This is a genomic window from Paenibacillus sp. LjRoot56 (genome assembly GCF_964253335.1).
GTDB lineage: Bacteria > Bacillota > Bacilli > Paenibacillales > NBRC-103111 > Paenibacillus_E > Paenibacillus_E allorhizoplanae.
Map to the genome: position 1 here is coordinate 920,268 of NZ_CAXURV020000001.1, position 19,182 is coordinate 939,449.

General features: G+C 46.1%; 17 protein-coding genes. 12 read left to right on the top strand and 5 right to left on the bottom strand.

From position 1 onward, the window contains the following. Positions 1 to 26 precede the first annotated feature (26 nt). From ACSQ8O_RS04220 to ACSQ8O_RS04270, 11 genes are all read left to right on the top strand, one after another. A complete protein-coding gene (locus ACSQ8O_RS04220) occupies positions 27 to 983 on the top strand; it encodes an ABC transporter permease (protein WP_436239037.1) in 957 nt (318 codons plus the stop codon). Between the two features lie 38 nt (positions 984 to 1,021). Further along, entirely contained in the window at positions 1,022 to 1,897 is an 876-nt protein-coding gene (locus ACSQ8O_RS04225) for a carbohydrate ABC transporter permease (RefSeq protein WP_436240552.1), read from the top strand. A 41-nt stretch (positions 1,898 to 1,938) separates the two neighbouring features. After that, on the top strand, positions 1,939 to 3,090 hold the full coding sequence (locus tag ACSQ8O_RS04230; RefSeq protein WP_436240553.1) for a hypothetical protein: 1,152 nt from the start codon (positions 1,939 to 1,941) through the stop codon (positions 3,088 to 3,090). A gap of 40 nt (positions 3,091 to 3,130) precedes the next feature. After that, positions 3,131 to 4,225 (top strand): glycoside hydrolase family 88/105 protein, encoded by a 1,095-nt coding sequence (locus tag ACSQ8O_RS04235; protein ID WP_436240554.1) that lies wholly within the window; start codon positions 3,131 to 3,133, stop codon positions 4,223 to 4,225. A 19-nt stretch (positions 4,226 to 4,244) separates the two neighbouring features. After that, on the top strand, positions 4,245 to 5,732 hold the full coding sequence (locus ACSQ8O_RS04240) for a glycoside hydrolase family 28 protein (protein WP_436240555.1): 1,488 nt from the start codon (positions 4,245 to 4,247) through the stop codon (positions 5,730 to 5,732). A 92-nt stretch (positions 5,733 to 5,824) separates the two neighbouring features. Next, complete coding sequence (locus ACSQ8O_RS04245) at positions 5,825 to 11,176, top strand: S-layer homology domain-containing protein (protein ID WP_436240556.1); 5,352 nt, start codon at positions 5,825 to 5,827, stop codon at positions 11,174 to 11,176. A gap of 151 nt (positions 11,177 to 11,327) precedes the next feature. After that, positions 11,328 to 12,038 (top strand): metallophosphoesterase family protein, encoded by a 711-nt coding sequence (locus ACSQ8O_RS04250; protein WP_436240557.1) that lies wholly within the window; start codon positions 11,328 to 11,330, stop codon positions 12,036 to 12,038. Between the two features lie 72 nt (positions 12,039 to 12,110). Further along, entirely contained in the window at positions 12,111 to 13,025 is a 915-nt protein-coding gene (locus ACSQ8O_RS04255; protein WP_436240558.1) for an effector binding domain-containing protein, read from the top strand. Between the two features lie 298 nt (positions 13,026 to 13,323). Next, positions 13,324 to 13,764 (top strand): SRPBCC family protein, encoded by a 441-nt coding sequence (locus ACSQ8O_RS04260; protein WP_436240559.1) that lies wholly within the window; start codon positions 13,324 to 13,326, stop codon positions 13,762 to 13,764. Beyond that, positions 13,754 to 14,230: an EVE domain-containing protein gene (locus tag ACSQ8O_RS04265; RefSeq protein WP_436240560.1), complete on the top strand. Its 477-nt coding sequence runs from the start codon at positions 13,754 to 13,756 to the stop codon at positions 14,228 to 14,230. Before ACSQ8O_RS04260 ends, ACSQ8O_RS04265 begins: the two co-directional genes overlap by 11 nt. After that, positions 14,211 to 14,654 (top strand): MarR family winged helix-turn-helix transcriptional regulator, encoded by a 444-nt coding sequence (locus tag ACSQ8O_RS04270; RefSeq protein ID WP_056618645.1) that lies wholly within the window; start codon positions 14,211 to 14,213, stop codon positions 14,652 to 14,654. The genes ACSQ8O_RS04265 and ACSQ8O_RS04270 overlap by 20 nt, the downstream gene beginning before the upstream one ends. A gap of 99 nt (positions 14,655 to 14,753) precedes the next feature. On the opposite strand, the gene ACSQ8O_RS04275 is transcribed toward ACSQ8O_RS04270, so the two are convergent. The 5 genes from ACSQ8O_RS04275 to ACSQ8O_RS04295 form a co-directional block, all read right to left on the bottom strand. Continuing rightward, a complete protein-coding gene (locus ACSQ8O_RS04275; RefSeq protein WP_056618648.1) occupies positions 14,754 to 15,125 on the bottom strand; it encodes a DoxX family protein in 372 nt (123 codons plus the stop codon). 89 nt (positions 15,126 to 15,214) lie between these two features. Continuing rightward, positions 15,215 to 15,982 carry a DODA-type extradiol aromatic ring-opening family dioxygenase gene (locus ACSQ8O_RS04280; protein WP_436240561.1) on the bottom strand — a complete coding sequence of 256 codons (768 nt, stop codon included), beginning with the start codon at positions 15,980 to 15,982 and terminating at the stop codon, positions 15,215 to 15,217. A gap of 255 nt (positions 15,983 to 16,237) precedes the next feature. Then, positions 16,238 to 16,612: an ArsR/SmtB family transcription factor gene (locus ACSQ8O_RS04285; RefSeq protein ID WP_436240562.1), complete on the bottom strand. Its 375-nt coding sequence runs from the start codon at positions 16,610 to 16,612 to the stop codon at positions 16,238 to 16,240. A 1-nt stretch (position 16,613) separates the two neighbouring features. Continuing rightward, the gene (locus ACSQ8O_RS04290; protein ID WP_436240563.1) at positions 16,614 to 17,036 is read right to left on the bottom strand and encodes an SRPBCC family protein; all 423 of its coding nucleotides are present in this window, start codon (positions 17,034 to 17,036) and stop codon (positions 16,614 to 16,616) included. A 28-nt stretch (positions 17,037 to 17,064) separates the two neighbouring features. Then, positions 17,065 to 17,472: a hypothetical protein gene (locus tag ACSQ8O_RS04295; protein ID WP_436240564.1), complete on the bottom strand. Its 408-nt coding sequence runs from the start codon at positions 17,470 to 17,472 to the stop codon at positions 17,065 to 17,067. 200 nt (positions 17,473 to 17,672) lie between these two features. Here ACSQ8O_RS04295 and ACSQ8O_RS04300 point away from each other — a divergent pair, with 200 nt between their 5' ends. After that, the gene (locus ACSQ8O_RS04300; RefSeq protein ID WP_436240565.1) at positions 17,673 to 19,178 is read left to right on the top strand and encodes a spore germination protein; all 1,506 of its coding nucleotides are present in this window, start codon (positions 17,673 to 17,675) and stop codon (positions 19,176 to 19,178) included. Positions 19,179 to 19,182 lie beyond the last annotated feature (4 nt).

Consider the following 19,182-nt stretch of genomic DNA (forward strand, 5'->3'; position numbering starts at 1 on the left):
TCCTTTTAAGGAAAGGAAGAAGTCCTATGCAAGAAGTGAAAGTTGCGCAAAACATGGTCGCTAGAAAGTCAAAGTCAAGCAGTGAGCTGAGCAGACGTCTTTGGAAAAATAAATGGATCTATGTCATGTTGCTGCCGGGGATTTTGTATTTTATCGTTTTCAAATACATCCCGATGTATGGATTAATCATTTCCTTCCAGAACTACAAGCCTTTCAAAGGTGTTACCGGAAGTGAATGGGTTGGTTTAGAGCATTTTAAGCGCTTGTTTACAGAACCGGATTTTCTAAATATTTTGAGCAATACGTTAATCTTGTTCGTTATGAATCTCTTGTTTTATTTTCCGATTCCGATCATTTTGGCGCTCATGTTGAATGAAGTCAGAGGGGATCTCTTTAAGAAAGTGTTTCAAACAATCGTGTACCTGCCTCACTTTATGTCTTGGGTAATTATCGTCTCCATCAGCTTCGTCATGTTGACTATGGATGGCGGGATTATTAATGAACTTATTTCGTATTTTGGCCTTGAAAAGATTAATTTTTTACTAGCTCCAGAATGGTTCAGACCGATTTATATTTTGCAAGTCATTTGGCGTGAAGCAGGTTGGGGAACGATCATTTATTTAGCGGCGATTGCTTCTATCGATCCAGGTTTATATGAGGCTGCTCGTATGGATGGTGCAGGACGTCTTAGACAAGTGTGGCACATTACGCTGCCCGCGATCCGAAGTGTCATTATTGTTTTATTAATTTTGAAAATTGGTGCGGTTCTCGAGCTCGGTTTTGAACATGTGTACTTGCTTCTTAACTCCATGAACCGAGAAGTTGCTGAGATCATTGATACTTATGTATATACAGCGGGTCTTAAACAAGGGCAATTCAGCTACAGCGCAGCGATTGGTTTGTTCAAATCATTTATTGGACTTGTGCTCGTAATGATTGTGAACCGGATTGCGAAGAAAATGGGCGAAGAAGGCGTTTACTAGGCTCGGGTAGAGCGTTAAGCAGCTAGGAGGTTGAAGTCGTGGTAGAAGATAAATCATTAGCCGGCAGAATGTTCGGTATCATCAACTATTTGTTATTAACCATCATCGGATTGATTACGATCATCCCGTTCGTACACGTGGTGGCAGGATCTTTCACGACGAGTGCGGAGATGGCGACGAAGAAATTCGTCCTCATTCCAACGGATTGGAGTATTGAAGCCTATCGCTTTATTTTTTCAACGAACACCATATTTAAAGCCATGGCGGTCTCAATTGGGACGACGGTTGTCGGCACAGTGATTAGTATGTTCATCACAGCGTTGATGGCTTACGGTTTGGCACGCAGAGATGTAGATGGGCGTAAAGTGATCATGTTCCTCGTTGTTTTTACAATGTTGTTTCATGGCGGCTTGATCCCGACGTTTCTCGTAGTAAAAGAGCTTGGTATGATCGACACCTACGCGGCGTTGATTCTTCCAACAGCAGTTAGTGCATTTAACTTAATTATTTTGAAAAACTTCTTCCAAAACATCCCGGAAGGGCTCGAAGAGTCGGCGAAAATCGACGGCTGCAGCGACTTCGGTATCCTATTCCGTATCGTCCTGCCGTTATCGATGCCTGCGATCGCAACGATCTCATTATTCTACGCGGTAACCTATTGGAACACGTACTTGAGTGCGATTCTTTACATCAATGAGAGTGCCAAATGGCCGATTCAAGTCTTGCTGCGCCAAATTGTCGTTCTTGCCAGCGGTTTGGACGTGAGCTCGGACTTGGACAGCGCGACACCGCCACCGGCGCAGTCGATCAAAATGGCCGTTATCGTCGTAGCGACGATTCCGATTCTGATTGTGTATCCGTTCTTGCAGAAGCATTTTGCTAAGGGCGCGATGATTGGATCCATTAAGGGTTAGTCTGTAAAGGACAAGACATCACAGTAAGCGGGGAAATGCGCATGACAGATGGGGAAAATCAGAGACAAGATAAGATACAAGATCAAAGTGTGGAGATCAGCAAACTGCTTGCCGAAATGGATCAATTGTTTGATGGTTTTGGAGCGTGGCTTGGTGGGCAAAAGGATGCAGAAAGCGGCGGGTTTTATTACGCCGCAAGCTCCAGACGAATACCAAGCGGCGCTCCAGATATTGAATCTACGGCGCAAGCACTGAACATTCTGGAACGCTGTGATTGGCTCGATGCCATGTCGACAGACATGAAGCGTGGGTGTATCCGTTTTTTTCAAAGTAAGCAGGAAGAATCGTCAGGTTACTTCTATGACGAGAATCCGCTGATGCGTGAAGATGAAGTAATGGTTGCCCGCGCTATTTCCTATAGCTTGAATGCGTTGCGCAAGCTAGGCGGGCAGCCGCTTCATGCACTGCCTTATGAGGCGCAGCGAGCGCCATCTTATATGTCCTCACCTGAAGACTATCTCACGTGGTTGAAGTCGGTTGAGCTAACGAACAGCTGGCGAGGCTGTGATCGTCTTTCCACCTCCAGTGTGTATGTGAAGCAAGTGGAGCCGGCGAGCCGCAGAGCTGAGTTTGCCCGAACAGCATTCAATTTCTTCGCCAATAAACAGGATCCTTTTACCGGTTTATGGGGAGAAGGGTCCTATTATGTGCGGATCTCGGGCACGTTCAAACTGCACATTTTCTATGACCACTTCAATGTTCCGTTACCAAGAGAGGAACGAATTTACCAAAGTATCCTCTATGCCTTGCGGCATGAGGAAGCCGTTGATATGTGCTATATTCGTAATCCGATTCACTTACTGTCGTATATGAAGTTATCCATTCCGGCAGAAGAATTGCGAGAAATCATTTCGATTACAATGGCCAATATGAAGCGTTTGCTTCGTGCAGACGGGGGCTTCTCCCGTGAGCTGTCCCACTCGCCAACAGCACCTAACGTGGCTCAAGTGAAGGAAGGCGAATATTACCCCGACATGCCGAAGGCAGTCCATATCGGGGGTGGCGAAGTGGAAGGCGATATGAACGCTGGTACACAGGCTTTGTTGATTCGTTCGGTCTGCTACCAGTTAGCTGGCAGAATGGCGCCTCCGTTGATCAAAGCTCCGATGTTCACCGTGCTGAAAAACAATTGAAACGTTTAAATTCATTGTTTAAATGAAAGGGGACCTTTGTATGGCTTCTGTTCAGACGAAAACACCACTAGAGTGGGCACAAGCTGCCTGCGACTCGATCATGGACACGCATACGCCGATGCAGCTTCCGCCCGCTGGGCGTTGGCATTATCATCAAGGCGTATTCCTGTGCGGCATGGAGATGCTCGCACAAGCAAATCCGGATACGCGCTATGACGCGTATATCCAAGGCTATGTCGACGGGTTAGTCGACGACAACGGCAATCTCTACTTCGCGCGCGACGAGCTCGACGCGATGCAAGCTGGGCTGCTGCTGTTTCGCATCGAACAGCGCACAGGCCAGCCCAAATATCGCGCAGCTGCGGATAAGCTGCGCAATCTGCTCAAAACCCTGAACCTCACCTCCGAAGGTGGGTTCTGGCACAAAGATAAATACGCCAACCAAATGTGGTTGGACGGTCTGTACATGGCCGGCGTATTCTCGCTGAAATACGCGAACGCCTTCGGCGAAACGAGCTTGCGCCAAACGGTGCTGCATCAAGAGCAGCTCATGCGCAAGTATATGAAAGATGAGCGCACGGGTCTGCTGTACCATGCGTGGGACGAAAGCCGTCGCATGCCGTGGGCGAATCCGGAAACCGGCTGCTCGCCGGAATTCTGGGGACGTTCGCTTGGCTGGTACGGCCTAGCCGTCGCGCAATTCCTCGATGAATTGCCTGCGGACGAGCCTGGGCGCGAAGCGTTGGTGAAGTCACTGTGTGACTTCGTCTATACAATCATCCACTATCAGGACGCGAAAAGCGGTCTCTGGTATCAGGTGATCGACAAGGGTGATCAGCCGGACAACTGGCTTGAAAGCTCCTGTACTAGCCTGTTCGTCTACACGATTGCCAAAGCCGTAAATCTCGGCATTGTTGGCCTTGAATGCGCTGCAGCGGCGTTGAAAGGGTATGAAGGTCTGTTGCATACATTGAAATTTGATGAGCAAGGTAGGGTTATTCTGCCGCTGATCTGTATTGGAACATCGGCTGGAGATTACGAGAATTATGTAACGCGTCCAACGAGTGAGAATGATCTGCATGGTGTGGGAGCTTTTGTCATGGCATGCGTTGAAATTCAGGCATTGAAGAAGTAAGGTACCGAAGGAGCAACCTATGGCGATAATTAACATAACAACATTCGGCGCTGTTGGTGACGGCGAAACGGATAATACGCAGGCCATCGCAGCAGCGATTGAGGCCTGCTCCCTTCAAGGGGGCGGTACAGTTTATGTACCTGCTGGGACGTATCTCACTGGGCGGGTTGAGCTGCGCAGTTACATGACGTTGGAGCTTGAGACGGGCTCAAAGCTAATGTTTATCAACGAGTTCGACAAGTATCCGCTTGTACAGACGCGCTGGTCCGGATACGAATGCTACGGGTACTCTCCGCTTATTTATGGGAGAGGCTTGAAGAAGGTGTCTATCAAAGGTGATGGCATCATCGATGGTCAAGGCAGTGCTTGGTGGCAAGCGTACCGTGAGATTCGCAAAGGCGGCACGGTGGACTCGGCACAAACGCAAGAACTCAAGGTGAAGAATCAGACTTTGCTGGAAACGGTGAAGAGCAATATCGTGGAGTGGTCCTCCCAATTTCTAAGACCGCCGCTGCTGCAATTAATTGATTGTGAAGGCGTTAGACTGGAAGGCATAACCTTGCAGAATTCCCCTTTTTGGAATACACATTTGGTCTATTGCTCAGATGTTCAGCTTCACGGGGTTTCGATTAAGAACCCGAATGATACGCCTAATGGCGATGGGCTGGATATCGACTCGTGCCAAAATGTCCGTATTTCCGATTGCTTCTTCGATGTTGGCGATGATTGCTTATGCATTAAATCCGGCATTGACGAAGATGGTCGTCGGGTGGGCAAGCCATCCGAGAATATCGTGATTACCAACTGTACGATGTTGAGAGGACATGGCGGTGTCGTGCTCGGCAGCGAGATGGCTGGCGGTATTCGCAACGTGGTCATTTCCAATTGTATTTTCACAGGGACGGATCGCGGCATACGGATGAAAACGAACCGCGCCCGCGGCGGATATATCAAGAATATTTTAGTCAGCAATATTTATATGGAAGATGTGTTCTGTCCGTTAACGATTAACTCATTCTATCGGCACGGGGTTGACGAAAGCGATCCGTTGATCAGCAGTCCAGACGCCGTTCCCGTAACGGAATGCACACCAGTGATCGAACATATTCGGATCCATCAAGTAACCGCAAAGCGAACTCGTGCAGCTGCTGGCTTCCTCTATGGATTGCCAGAGATGCCGATTCGTGACGTGCAATTATCGCACGTGCACATCGAGATGACGACGGATCCTGCGGAGCAGGGAGATGAGCCTGACATGGTGCGCGAGAAGTTAATCATGGCTGGCGACGGCATGCTGTGCAAGCATGTAGCGGATTTGGAGCTTCACCATGTGCGTATCGAAACGCGTCAGGGTCCTGCTCTTTGTTTGGAAGATGCGCGTGGCGTCGATGTTCATTCGCTTTCGATGAAGGAGAGGCATGCGGCGACGCCGGTTGCGCTTGTGACTCGTTCGGAGGATGTGTTCTTCTCAGGAAGGCAGTCGATGGAATCAGGCTATCTGGGTTGAAGTGAGTGGGATCTGGAGGGAATGGGCGCTGGATGGCGTCCTTTTTCTCATCAAAAAGTAAGCGCATACAAAGAAATGTGGAGGGATGTTACTTGAAACAACACAAACGGTTGTTGGCAATGGTTTTGTCACTTGTTTTATTATTATCGATGATTCCTTTTGGCGGATCCGCAGCAGCAATTGGGGATTGGCAATTTAGCGCTTTCGGGAATAGTACAAGTGCAGCAAATAATCCTAGTCCTACTGTAAATCAAGATGGTTCCATCACGTTAGAAGCTAAAAACGGCAAATTTGCATCAGATAACGAAGGCTTATCTTTTTATTACAAGACATTAGACGTACCAACGGATGCCAATTTTGAAATTTCGGCGAAAGCAAAAATAGTAAACTTTAACAGTAATGCTACCCCAAACTCTCCAACCCAAAAATCTTTTGGATTAATGCTGCGCGGCAGTGTGGGGTCTAGTAACAGCTCACAAACATCCAACTATGTAGCAGTGGGTGGTTTTGGTGTTACGGCTACGACGAGCATTATGCAGGCGGTTTATAAAAAAGGTGTTGTTGGAACATCAACGACCACAGGTACTCAAACAAAGCTTCCATTTAGCGATTTAAATGCTCCAACTGCGGATGAAGAATATGTGCTGAAAATCAGAAAAACAGGGGATGCCTATGTCGTAACAGCTAACGGCAAAAGTGAAAAATTCAAGTTGGATAGTTTATTCGGCAGCCAAATCTATGTCGGTATGTATGCGGCAAGAGATGCAAAAATCACGTTTAGTGATTTCGACATTAAAGTAGATCCTAGAGCTCCAATTCAATTAAAACTAGACACGACTTCAATGAAAACGGAGTATTTGAAAGATACAAGTTTAGATACAAGCGGTCTAAAGGTGACAGCCGTATTCACGGATAATAGTGAGGAAGTTCTTTCGACAAACGATTATGTGATTACGGGTTTTGATAGTAGTCAATTAAGAACAGTCCCGATTACGATTAGCTTTAACGGCGCGTTCCAAACGATTAACCTTACCATCGTGCCTTTAACAGCTACGGCATTGGGAATCAAATATTTTCCTGCCAAGACGGAATATTATGTAGGAGATTTATTTGATCCTGAAGGTTTCGTTGTTGCGGCAGCCTACAATTCAGGGGTCATGACAGATCTCACAAGTGATAAATACACGTTCTCCATTCCGGAAGCAACGGTAACAGGTTCCACGTATGCCTTCGATACTCCCGGAACCAAGATCGTTACAGTCAGATCAACGGAGACGCCTTCAACGGTCACAACATTTAACGTAACTGTAAATGACGCTCAAATGACTGGTTTGGAAGTTGCACAGCCTCCACTAAAAACACTTTACTATCTAGGCGATTCGTTTAAACCTAACGGGATGGTTGTGTATGCACGCTATAGTGACAATTCGAAAGTAAGACTTTTGTCCAAAGATTATACAACCGCGCTCGACACAACCACTGCAGGTTCGAAGCCAGTTGTCATTTCGTACAGAGGACAACAAGCTAATGTCGCTGTTACGGTCAAACAAAAAGAATTAACGGGGATTCAAGTTACGCAATATCCTAAAACAACCTATCGAGTCGGTGAAGCTGTAAACACTAGCGGATTAACGGTTTCAAAATTGTACGACAACAAGGATGAAGAAGTCCTAGCACCAGCTGACTATACAATCGATAGCTCGAATTATACAAAGAACATAGCTGGCGTCTATGACATTAAGATCATTCCTACCGATGGAAGCATAGGGCATATCGTTTATAAAGTGACAGTTAGAGAGCAGATGACCTATGCATGGAATCCGATTAGATTCGGCCAATCTTCGTCTACAGGCAGTAATACCATTACGCCTAAAGTAGATGGAAGCGTACAACTCGTAGCTTTAGACGGCGGTGGTAAGGTGACTGGCGATCATGATGGTATTTCCTTTTACTACGTAGAATTGGACGCTATGAAAGATAACTTTGTCTTATCGGCAGACATTAAAGTCAATGCTTATGCGAAAACACCTTACGACGGCCAAGAATCTTTCGGGATTATGGCGAGGGATGCCATTGGAACTGCAGGTGATTCTAGTGTATTCGCCTCCAACATTGCAGCTGTTGGTGGATACAGCGGTGGCACAACAAAAGACAATGGCACACAATTATTCGTAAGATCAGGTGTCGAATCTAGTGATGGCAAAGGCAGCAAGGGCATTCAAAACGTGATGTTAAGAAATGAAAGGCCTTCATCGAGCAACACGCCTTATAAGCTCACGCTCACCAAAACGAATAGCGGATTCACTGGAAAGATTAACAATGAGCAGGAGCAAAAGATTTTTGTTCCAGACATTATGAGTGTTCAAGATTCCAAAATGTATGTAGGGTTTTATACGGCTCGTCTTGCAACAATTGATGTTAGTAATATCGAACTGATCGTAACGGCAGCAGAAACGGATACGCCTAAGATTGAGGCTCCTAATCTGCCTGTTACACCTGATTTCCAGTTTGTCTCTCTAGATAAAACTTCAAAAATGGATTATTCCTTATCCGTAAAGTCGAATGTAAACGGCACGGTAACGATTAAACAGGATCAACATGTCATCGCAACAGAATTGAACGTTGAAGCGGGTAAAATGATTACCTTACCTACAACAGTTACCCAGAATACATACACGAACTTTAGCGCTGTGTTTTTACCAAATGATACGCAGCTGTTGACGTCGTATGATAAACGGGTAGCCAACTTTTCAGTATCCATGAAGACGTTTGTTCCAGGTGGTGATATCTATGTATCGCCAACAGGTACAAGTGCTGGTACAGGTACAATAGATAGTCCTCTTGATCTTGACACAGCTATTGCTTATGTGAGCACAGGGCAGAAGATCATCCTTCAAGATGGTAGATATGTACGTAATGCCAAGCTTGATATTAAGAAGGGCAATGACGGTACGCCTACAGCCAACAAATATCTCGAGGCAGCTCCAGGTGCGACGCCAATTATTGATTTTGATAAGAAATCCGAAGGTGTCGTGTTGAGCGGGAATTATTGGCATATTAAAGGCATTGATTTTACGCGCACAGGTCCTAACACGAAAGGTTTTACAGTAGGCGGCAATTATAACATCGTTGAGCAAAGCAGATTTTATGCTAATGGTGACACGGGGCTGCAAATTAGCAGTACGGACGGATCAACTGACAAAACGACATGGCCGTCTTATAACCTGATTTTGAACTGTGAATCCTTTGATAATATAGATCCATCCAATAACAATGCCGATGGTTTTGCAGCAAAACTGACAGCTGGTCCAGGCAATGTGTTCCGTGGTGATATTGCCCACAATAACATTGATGATGGTTGGGACCTTTATACCAAAGTGGGATCAGGTGCGATAGGCGCTGTAACAATCGAAGATAGTATTGCTTACAATAACGGGACGTTAACGAATGGCAGAGTAGGCGAAGGGGACAAGAATGGTTTCAAGCTAGGTGGAGAAGGCATTCACGTACCACATATGATTCGCAACAGTATTGCTTTTGGCAATGGTGCTAATGGTTTTACAAGTAATAGTAACCCTGGTGTCAGAGCTGAAAATAATATTGGCTTTAACAATGCCAAAGGCAACTTAAGTTTCACAACGTATTCAGGCATACCTACTGATTTCACAATTAATGGCTTTGTATCCTATCAAAAAACGGTATCCGTCAAAGATAGTTACCCAGCAGAATTAAAAGCCGACAATAACTATATGTTTGACGGTTCCAAATCTGTTAACAAATCAGGTATTCAACTTACAGATGCAAACTTTACAAGTCTAGAACCGGTTGAATCATACACGAGAAATGAAGACGGCAGCATAAACTTGGGGACATTCCTTCAACTTATCGCACCGCTTTCTGCTCCGACAAACCTGACTGCATCTGCAAGTGATGCAAAAGCCATATTAACATGGAGGACCGTTACGGGTGCTACTTACTATAATGTTTATCGTGGAATGGCTGAAAATGGTTCATATGAAAAAATTGCAACAAACGTTACGAATGCAACGTATACAAATGGCGAATTAACTAACGGCCTAACTTATTATTACAAGGTAACTGGAGTAAATGATTTGGGGGAAGGTCAATATTCGAATTTAGCAAGTGTAGTGCCTTATAAATCAAATGGTAGCTCATCTGGAGGTTCGGCAGCACCTACTGCGGCTCTAACTAGTGACGATGGTGGTGTGCAAGTATTAATCCCTCCAGTGAATCAAACGATTAATGGAAAAATTGTTGCGGTCGTTACGGTAGATGGCGGCACATTGGGGAAAGCGTTTGATGCACTCAAATCCAATGAATCCAAAAAAATTACGATTGATGTAAAAAGCAATGAAGGGACTGCTAAAGTTCAGATGGATGCTAACGCCTTATCGGCAGGTCTGAAAAACGCTCCAGATACAGTGTTGTCCATTAAAAGTAATGATGTTACTTACGATCTCCCTGCCAAATCGTTGGATCTTGCGAATATAGCGACAGCGCTTGGTACCGATGTAAGTCATGTGAAAATTAATATCTCTATCGAAAAGGTAACCGGCCCTACGGCTGAACTGATTAACGCTAAGGCTAAACAAGCTGGATTAACACTGCTTTCAGGTGCAGTTGATTTCACCATTACCGCAGAAGGCAACGAGAAGACGGTAAAGGTGGACAATTTTGGAAATACGTACGTGCCAAGAACGATTACCTTGGTTAAAACAGTAGATTCCAATCAACTAACTGCGGTATTGTTCAACCCGGAAACCGGGGAGATGTCTTTCGTTCCAGCGATAGTAACAACCGTAAATGGTAAGGCCGAAGTCACGATCAAGCGCCAGGGCAACAGTATCTACACCGTTGTTCAAGCTTTGAAGACTTTCGATGACGTAAAAGGACATTGGGCGAAGAATGAGATCGAATTGTTGGCTTCCAAATTAGTGATCAAGGGTACTTCGGATACTACTTTTGGACCTAACAATCACATTACGCGTGCCGAATTTGCGGCTCTTCTGGTTAGATCACTTGGTTTAAAAGAAGAGGCATCAACACGTTTCACGGATGTACCTGCGAGCAGTTGGTTTGCGGGGACAGCAGGTGCATCGGCTAAAGCTGGTTTGATCGAAGGATTTGAAGATAGTACGTTCAGACCGAATGAAAGAATCACGAGAGAGCAGATGGCGGTCATGATCACGCGAGCGATGACATTTGCCGGGAAGTCAGCTGCGGTTGACCTCAAGCAATTAGACAAATTTACGGATAGCAGGGGCTTGAGTGCGTGGTCTAAAGATGCCGTAGCTAGGGCGGTGAGCGCTGGTATTGTAAACGGCGTAACCGAAACAGAATTTGTCCCTGCAGCTCCAGCGACTAGAGCGGAAGCAGCGGTCATGCTGAAGAGATTCTTACAATTTGTTCAGTTTATCAATTAGTTTTTTGTTGAAGGACGTCCTTTCAGGGCGTCCTTTTTACTGCTTCTATATGGATTTCCATAATTAAGGAAGCTCGTACGTGACGAAATATGCTAAAATAAGCTACATATACATGGGAGTTTTGACAAGAGAACATCAGGGGGAAACGTCTATGAAACGACTGCTAGCTGTTAGCGATATCCACGGCTGTGCTGAGGAATTTAAGGAATTACTAGATAAAGCAAAGTTTAATGCGGAAGAGGATCAACTTATTTTGCTAGGAGATTATGTAGACCGGGGACCAGCGAGTCGGGAAACTGTGGAGCATGTGATGTTCCTTGTGCGTGAAAAGGGGGCAATTGCGCTCAAAGGGAATCATGATCAGCGCTTTTTGGAAGTCGTGAGCGGGACCGATGACTTGACGGAAATGAAGTTTTTTGAGCATGGCGGCATACAGACGTTCCAAAGCTTTAGCGGAGTCAGGGACTTTGATTTGAAAACGGCGAAAGAGCGTATTCGGGCGAATTGCAGTGAGCATCTGGCATTTTTACGTGAGCTGCCGCTTTATTACGAAAATGACACGCATATTTTTGTCCATGCCGGGCTGAATCCCGCGTATGTAGATTGGAAAACACAGCCGGAGCGGGACTTTATTTGGATTCGTGCACCCTTTGTGCAACAGAGAACTGTTGTGAAGAAGATTGTTGTGTTCGGACATACAACGACGAAGGATATTCATGGGAAAGCGGAAGTGTGGTTTGATACGGACAAAATCGGGATCGATGGCGGTTGTGCCTACGGTCTGCAGTTGAATCTTCTTGAAATTAAGGGGAAGAATCAATACAAGACATATTCCGTTGCTTCCAAAGGAAGTTGGAAGTGAGGAGCAAGAAATATCAAGAAGCGTAGCTCCGAATGACGTAAACTGAGATTACGAAGTTGAAGGGGGCAGACGATGGACACCAATTATGAGAAGCGGATTCAGAGGACGCTGGATCATATTGAGGAGCATCTGTCGGGTCCACTGTCTGTTGAATGCTTAGCCGAGGTCGCCTGCTTCTCTGCTTTTCATTTTCATCGGGTTTTTCAGACGATGGTAGGCGACGCGGTGATGGAGTATGTGCGCAAAAGGAGATTAGCGAGAGCTGCTTACCAAATCGCACACACGGAACAGAAGTTGATCGATATCGCCCTCGACAATGGTTTCCAATCCCCGGAGAATTTCTCGCGGGCATTCAAAAAGGTGTTTGAACGTACGCCGCTTGCCTACCGCAAGCAAGGCATACGACCGCCTAACTATCCCAAAGTGAATGTGCTGGATCGGAAATTTAATCCCTATTTAGGAGGAATACGTATGGACTACGCATTGAAAACGAAACCTAGTTTTAAAGTGATTGGATATGAACTGAAGACTTCCTGCAAGGAGGGGCAAAATCACCGAGATATCCCGTTGTTCTGGCAGAAGTACATGCAAGAAGGGTTAGGGCAACATATTCCGAATCGTGTTCATACAGGGTTGCCTGTTGAAATTGGAATTTGTGCGGATTTCAACTTGGAGAGCGGGGATTTGACCTACATCATCGGGATGGAGGCAACGAGCTTCGAGGATGTTCCGGAGAATATGGTATGTCGCGAGTTTCCAGAGGCGAATTACGCTGTATTCACGACACCGAAGGTGAAGCAGGAGCAGTTTGTGGCGTCAATTCAAAGTACGTGGCAGACGATTTTCACGGAATGGTTTCCTCATTCAGGGTACGAACATGCGGGGAGTGCCGAGTTTGAATATTATGATGAGCGTTGTCATTCGAATCTGCATGAGCTTCTAGAGATGGATATTTATATTCCCATCAAGTCCAAGTTGGCTGAGTAGTGCAAGCTGTAATGAATAACGAATGAATTGTCACGCAAATGACATCTGAATTTCATCTCGCTTTAAGGTTCGGATCCTATAATGAAATTCGACCCCCTTTTAAATATATATACTTTAGACCTGCGGCCCGTTGCTGTGGGTCTCTTTTTTGTTATTGGTTGCTACGTTAGAGATAGTACTATTAGTTGTAATGGTCAGAGATGTGATGTTCGGGTGCTTCGATTCGAAAATATAGTATTGACTCATATAATATGTAATGATATTATATGTACAAATACTATATAGGGAGTGTTAAATAATGTGGAAATTTGAGCACAGTGTAATGACAATGGCAAAAGCGGAGACAATTTGGAGTCTGTATAGCGATATCTCAACTTGGGTGGAGTGGGACAAGGGAATTGTACATGCTTCATTAGAGGGGGCGTTTGTCGCAGGTACACGCGGGTTGCTGCAGCCAGAAGGCCAGGACCGCCTGAATTTTGAATTGAAGGAGGTCAATCCTCTGCGCGGCTTCTCGGACGTTACCGATATCCCGGCCGCAGGGATTCAAGTTCACTTCACGCATCATTTAGTGGAGACTGCCGAAGGGACGAGGGTTACGCACGAGGTGACGATCACGGGGCCAAATGCGGAACATTTAGGCCCGGTGATTGGAGCTGGTATGGCCGAAGGCATACCGCATACGATGGAGGGGCTTGTCGCATTAGCGTTGGAAAGAGAGCTTCGGCATGCTGTCTGATATATTGAGCGAACAAAGCCGTTATTGGATCGGTGTTGTGTCGGCTTCGCATGTGAGACGAGGTGTGCAGGGCGGTTTCGCTCAGCTCTGTCATGGAAAGGCAGCACCTTTAAGACGCATGCGATCCGGTGATTGGCTTATCTATTACTCACCTCGAACGGAGATGAAGGATGGGGAGCCGCTGCAAGCCTTCACTGCTATCGGGCAGGTTCTGGATGACAGGGTATATGAGTATCCGATGTCAGATTCTTTCATACCTTTTCGTCGTGACATTCGCTATACTGATTGTAAAGAAACGAAGATTAGCTCCCTGTTGGAGCAGCTTAGCTTCATACGCGGAGTGAAAAGTTGGGGTTACCCGTTTCGTTTTGGGCACTTTGAGATATCGCAGCAAGACTTTCGGGTCATTGCGAATGCCATGTTGAACAGCTTTGGAGGAAATGTAAATGAGTTCGAAATACAGTAATGCAGAGGAAAGCCCCGGCTTTATGCTGTGGCAGGTGACGAATATTTGGCAAAAGGCGATACGGAAGGCATTGGATCCTTTTGAGTTGACACACCCGCAATTCGTGCTGCTCTTTTCCTGTAAATGGCTAAATGAAAAGAATGACCACTCTGGCATTACACAAGTTCAATTAGCCCAGCATGCACAGATGGATGTCAATGTTACGTCGCAGGTGCTGAGAACACTGGAGAAAAAAGGATATATCGAGCGCCGGCCTCACCCGACGGATTCTAGAGCGAACGTGATATCGGTAACTAAGTCTGGAGATGTGATCGCTTCACAAGCCGTTCGGGCTGTAGAAGAGGAGGATCGGGCTTTCTTCTCCGACCTTGGTGATGATATCGGGCTTTTGAACCGAATTCTAAAACGCCTTGCACACCATTGACATCTTCTGGCGATATAAGTGAGTTCGAGAAGATATCATGCAATGAGAAATTATAAAAAGCGTGCAGGCCCAGAGGCTTGCACGCTTTTTATAAACTTCTTAGTGCCACTCTCGTGCTCGTTCACGCGAGTTTCTGGCAACGAGGAATATCGCCATCGCAAGGAAGATCAAAGGCGGAATAGAGGTCCGCATCCCCTCATGGGAGCGGATGTGGGTCAGCATCGCGCTCGCCATAATCATGGCGATGACACCTGCGGAGAGCAGCGCAATTCGCGGGTGCCATAGGCCGATGATAAGCCCGATGCCGGTGATGAGTTCGACGACTCCGACGATGTACATGAAACCTACACTGTACCCGTAGGTCGAAGTGAAGATTTTCATTTGCAGGTCATGGGTAGACAGCTTCAAAATCCCGAACATGACAAACGCTGCTGCCAATAAGATTTGAATAGTGCGAGTCGTCCATGTCAATGCTTGAGCACCTCTGTTTGTTGAAATTAGTTATGTTAGCATGTGCAACCTAACCAATTTCATGCGGGGCGTTACACATGCAGCTCTAATTAGAATGAAACGGACAAATAGCTCAGCGATCCCACCTCGTAGCTACGGTGGATGATCTCGACTTGCCGCTTAGGATCGCCGCTCCCCATCGCGATGTAGAGCGGGATGAAATGCTCAGGGCGTGGCACGGCCATCTTCGCATTAGGGGCTTCCGCGGCGTAGTTGAACAACGCCTCAAGGTTCTTGGCTTGCATATTCGCAGCAAGCCAATCGTCAAAAGCTACCGCCCAAGCATCCGGCTCGGTCGCATTCCAGTTCAACGCGCGCAGGTTATGCACAGTGGCGCCGCTGCCAATGATCAGGATATCCTCCTGATCCAGACCACGCAAGGCTTCGCCGATCCGGTACTGCTCGGCAGGCGGTAAATATGGATTCACCGAAATTTGAATGACGGGAACTTCAGGTGTAGGGAACATTCTCAGAAGCGGTACCCATGAGCCGTGGTCTAGGCCGCGTGTGCTATCGAGTTGAACAGGAATGCCCTTCGCTTGAAAGCGCTCCGCGATCGATTGAGCCAATGCAACGTCCCCTTTGGCTGGGTATTTTAATTGAAAAAGCTCATCAGGGAAGCCGCGGAAATCATAAATAGTTTCATAGGCATCATTCGTGGAGGAAATGGTAAGCACTTCGGTTTCCCAGTGCGCGGTGAAAATGACGATGGCTTTGGGTGACAGTTTTTTACCGTACTCGAGTAAAAATTGCGTACAAGCAGTATCCTGCAGTGCCATCATCAGTGAACCGTGCCCTACAAATATCGGTGAAATCATGGAAAAACATCTCCTTATTTATAATTAATGTACTTAAATATATTTAGTTACTTTATGTAACTAATAATACGCCTTCGCTGGTCCTCCGTCAAGTAAGTAAATTACTTTTTGTAAGCTAACTGGGAGTGGTGTAGGAGTTTTTTCCATCTATTCAATTTCGCCACCCATCACATCCGATCACAGCTCATCGCAACTCCCTCGGCTCCGCAACGCAAAAGAGCCTCCCCAAAACGGAAGACTCTTCGCGCAATTCATCTATTTCTCTGGATCCACCACTTCAAGTGGGGTGAATTTGAGCTCAGCTGCATCATCATCCTGCTCAACGAAACGTTTGAGCACATTGAGTTTATTTTCCCAATAGCGCTCGTAATAGGAAAGCCAACGTTTGAGCTCCATCAGTGGCTCGGCCTCCAATCGGTAGCGGGTCTCGCGGCCGACTTTACGTTCTTTCACCAAACCGGCTTCGGCGAGAATGCGAAGATGCTTCGATACCGCTGTGCGGCTCATAGGGAAATGGCCTGAGATGACAGTGACCGGCATTTCCTGATCACCCAGAAGCTGCAGCAGGTGTCGTCGTGTGGGATCGGCTATGGCCTGAAAGACGTCATGCTTTTGCGCGGGAATGGCCATCTTAAGCCTCGATGTAAGCAGATAGCCTTTGGACGATGCCTGCCCAGCCTTGTGACATCGTATCACGAACCGTATCATGCGGTTGACCGAATTCGGTAACTTTGTCGATATCCCAACCGCCATGGGTAAGGGTGAACTGTGTTCTGCCATCTAATTCGCTCAATTCAAAAGTTAAGAACCAATCCTTGCCCCAAGAGAACCTTAGGCGATTCGGGGGATCTAATTCTGTAACCTTACAAGGAGAATTGCCGAAAGGGCCAGCTTCCAAATGAAATTCATAGCCGATTTCCGGCTTGAAATTATTCGGCATGAACCAAACCGCGATGCCTTCAGAAGTGGCTACAGCGTTCCACACTTTCTGTATAGGTGCGTTAAAAACCAGTGTTTGTTTAATATCAGGTAGTGATTGCATTTGATTTTCCATTGTCGAAAACCTCCATTGTTTAGTGTTGTTATTTACTTTTCACTTTACTCTTATGACGAAAACGCAGCGCTGACCATGTATCATCTACCGCGACATTGCTGACCGCTCGATAGTCTGTTGAATCGCCAACTAACCCGAATAAGCTGTCGCGGTTAATATCCGTTTTGATCTTCGAGCTTTGTTTAGGATAGGTGATCCAGAATAGGGCATCCTCGTTCAAATGGGCAATCGCTTTAGGGACCCATGTTTCTACTTCAGCAGCGTTATGAACAAAAAGCTGAACAAAATCATAAGTTCCATTCGGCTCCGAATTTTCCTCGACACCGAGTGCATAGCCTTCAGGTGCTTGCATAACGAGTGCTCGTCCCTGCTTGTATCGCAACTTTTTTAGTAATTCCTCTTGCATCAGGTAATCTCCTTTCGAATGGATACCCATCGACATCCACCTAGTTTTCCCGCAAAATTACTTTTCCATCGGACTCGCCAACGTGAAACCGTTTGGTTACATGTCTTATTATATGAAACCATTTGGTTTCGTGTCAAGATGCGTGGGCAAGCGCAACTTTTGGGCGAAATGGAATATTTTAAGCGTAACTGCTCAGAATAATGGAAAGCTCTAGCTGGAGGGGATCATGCATGGCCATATGGGATCGTTTGTTGTTTTCCTTCTCGCGGCAAGTAGACAGAGAGCCTACACGATTTGAGATACCTGCGTTTACGGAGACGGCCCATACAGATGAGTCGATATCATTAGCTCATATTTTGGAGCAATTTGAGGATTGTATTGATGTTTTTCATCGAAACATACCCAGTATCCGGGTTGATATTGTTTATATTCCTCATATGATTGATCACACGCAATTGTCTAGGGAAGTCATGGATCCATTATCGAATGTACAAACGGATGATTTAAGCCCCATTTTGGATCAGTCGCAGTTTGAAAAATCGGATGACCCTAAGAAAATTGTCGTTGGCATTTTGTCGGGGCAAGTGGCGATTTTTCATAATGAAAAAGTGTATTTATTTTTTGTTTATGGGCCTGAGTCAAGGAGTGTGCAGCAGTCTGAAACCGAAACTGTTATTACGGGGCCGCATGATGCGTTTACTGAAACAGCGGGCACGAACCTTTCGCTAGTGCGAAGACGGGTGAAAAGCTCCCATTTAAAAGTCATTAAGCTAGAAGTTGGTGAAGTCACCAAAACAGTCATTTTTGTTCTTTATATCAAAGGTATTGCGAATTTGGACCTGGTTGATGAATTTGTTCAACGTATTCGTGGAATAGAGATTGATGCGGTCTATGATGGCAACATGTTTTCTCAGTATATCGATGACTATCCGTACTCGTTATTTCCGCAGTTCCTAATTACGGAGCGTCCAGATACAGCCGTTTCCAAATTGGTGGGAGGCCGCATTCTGGCAATTGTAGATGGGAGTCCGGCCGTGGTGAGCGCTCCGACAGCTTTCTTCGACTTCTTCTCTTCCGCGGATGATTATTATCAGAGATGGTCGATCGGGACTGCTACAAGGATGCTCCGATTTATCGCCTTCGTGATAACCATTACATTCACGGCTGTCTATGTATCTGTGACAACGTATCATTATGAGATGATCCCAGAGGCACTGATTTTAACTTTAAGAGAATCGCGAAGTAAGGTACCGTTTCCTCCAGTTATCGAAGCTATGTTGATGGAAATTACGATTGAACTGCTGAGAGAAGCGGGGGCGCGTTTGCCGACCAAAATCGGACAAACCATCGGCATCGTTGGCGGTATTGTTATTGGTCAAGCGGCTGTTCAAGCAGGGCTTACAAGTAACATTCTCATTATTGCAGTCGCTTCATCAGCGATATCGTCCTTTGTTATTCCGAGTTATGTGATGAGTGCATCGATTCGTCTTATCCGTTTTGGTTTGATATTGCTAGCGGGCATATGGGGGAATTTCGGGCTGATGTCGGGCATTGGTTTTATTGTCATCCATTTATGTGGGTTAACCAGTTTGGGGACGTCCTATCTTTCACCCTTTGCGCCTACAAAATGGGCCGATTGGAAGGATGTTTTCATTCGTAGTCCCTTCTCTATGCTGACAGCACGGCCGAGTCAGGTGAAAACGACCAATTCCAAGAAGAATAAAATGAGAAAATAAGGAT

Bases quoted from the DNA above. Each gene is read 5' to 3' on its own strand.
- ACSQ8O_RS04220 (WP_436239037.1), top strand. From the start codon at position 27: ATGCAAGAAGTGAAAGTTGCGCAAAACATGGTCGCTAGAAAGTCAAAG.
- ACSQ8O_RS04230 (WP_436240553.1), top strand. From the start codon at position 1,939: ATGACAGATGGGGAAAATCAGAGACAAGATAAGATACAAGATCAAAGT.
- ACSQ8O_RS04235 (WP_436240554.1), top strand. From the start codon at position 3,131: ATGGCTTCTGTTCAGACGAAAACACCACTAGAGTGGGCACAAGCTGCC.
- ACSQ8O_RS04240 (WP_436240555.1), top strand. From the start codon at position 4,245: ATGGCGATAATTAACATAACAACATTCGGCGCTGTTGGTGACGGCGAA.
- ACSQ8O_RS04250 (WP_436240557.1), top strand. From the start codon at position 11,328: ATGAAACGACTGCTAGCTGTTAGCGATATCCACGGCTGTGCTGAGGAA.
- ACSQ8O_RS04255 (WP_436240558.1), top strand. From the start codon at position 12,111: ATGGACACCAATTATGAGAAGCGGATTCAGAGGACGCTGGATCATATT.
- ACSQ8O_RS04260 (WP_436240559.1), top strand. From the start codon at position 13,324: ATGTGGAAATTTGAGCACAGTGTAATGACAATGGCAAAAGCGGAGACA.
- ACSQ8O_RS04265 (WP_436240560.1), top strand. From the start codon at position 13,754: ATGCTGTCTGATATATTGAGCGAACAAAGCCGTTATTGGATCGGTGTT.
- ACSQ8O_RS04270 (WP_056618645.1), top strand. From the start codon at position 14,211: ATGAGTTCGAAATACAGTAATGCAGAGGAAAGCCCCGGCTTTATGCTG.
- ACSQ8O_RS04280 (WP_436240561.1), bottom strand. From the start codon at position 15,982: ATGATTTCACCGATATTTGTAGGGCACGGTTCACTGATGATGGCACTG.
- ACSQ8O_RS04285 (WP_436240562.1), bottom strand. From the start codon at position 16,612: ATGGCCATTCCCGCGCAAAAGCATGACGTCTTTCAGGCCATAGCCGAT.
- ACSQ8O_RS04290 (WP_436240563.1), bottom strand. From the start codon at position 17,036: ATGGAAAATCAAATGCAATCACTACCTGATATTAAACAAACACTGGTT.
- ACSQ8O_RS04295 (WP_436240564.1), bottom strand. From the start codon at position 17,472: ATGGGTATCCATTCGAAAGGAGATTACCTGATGCAAGAGGAATTACTA.
- ACSQ8O_RS04300 (WP_436240565.1), top strand. From the start codon at position 17,673: ATGGCCATATGGGATCGTTTGTTGTTTTCCTTCTCGCGGCAAGTAGAC.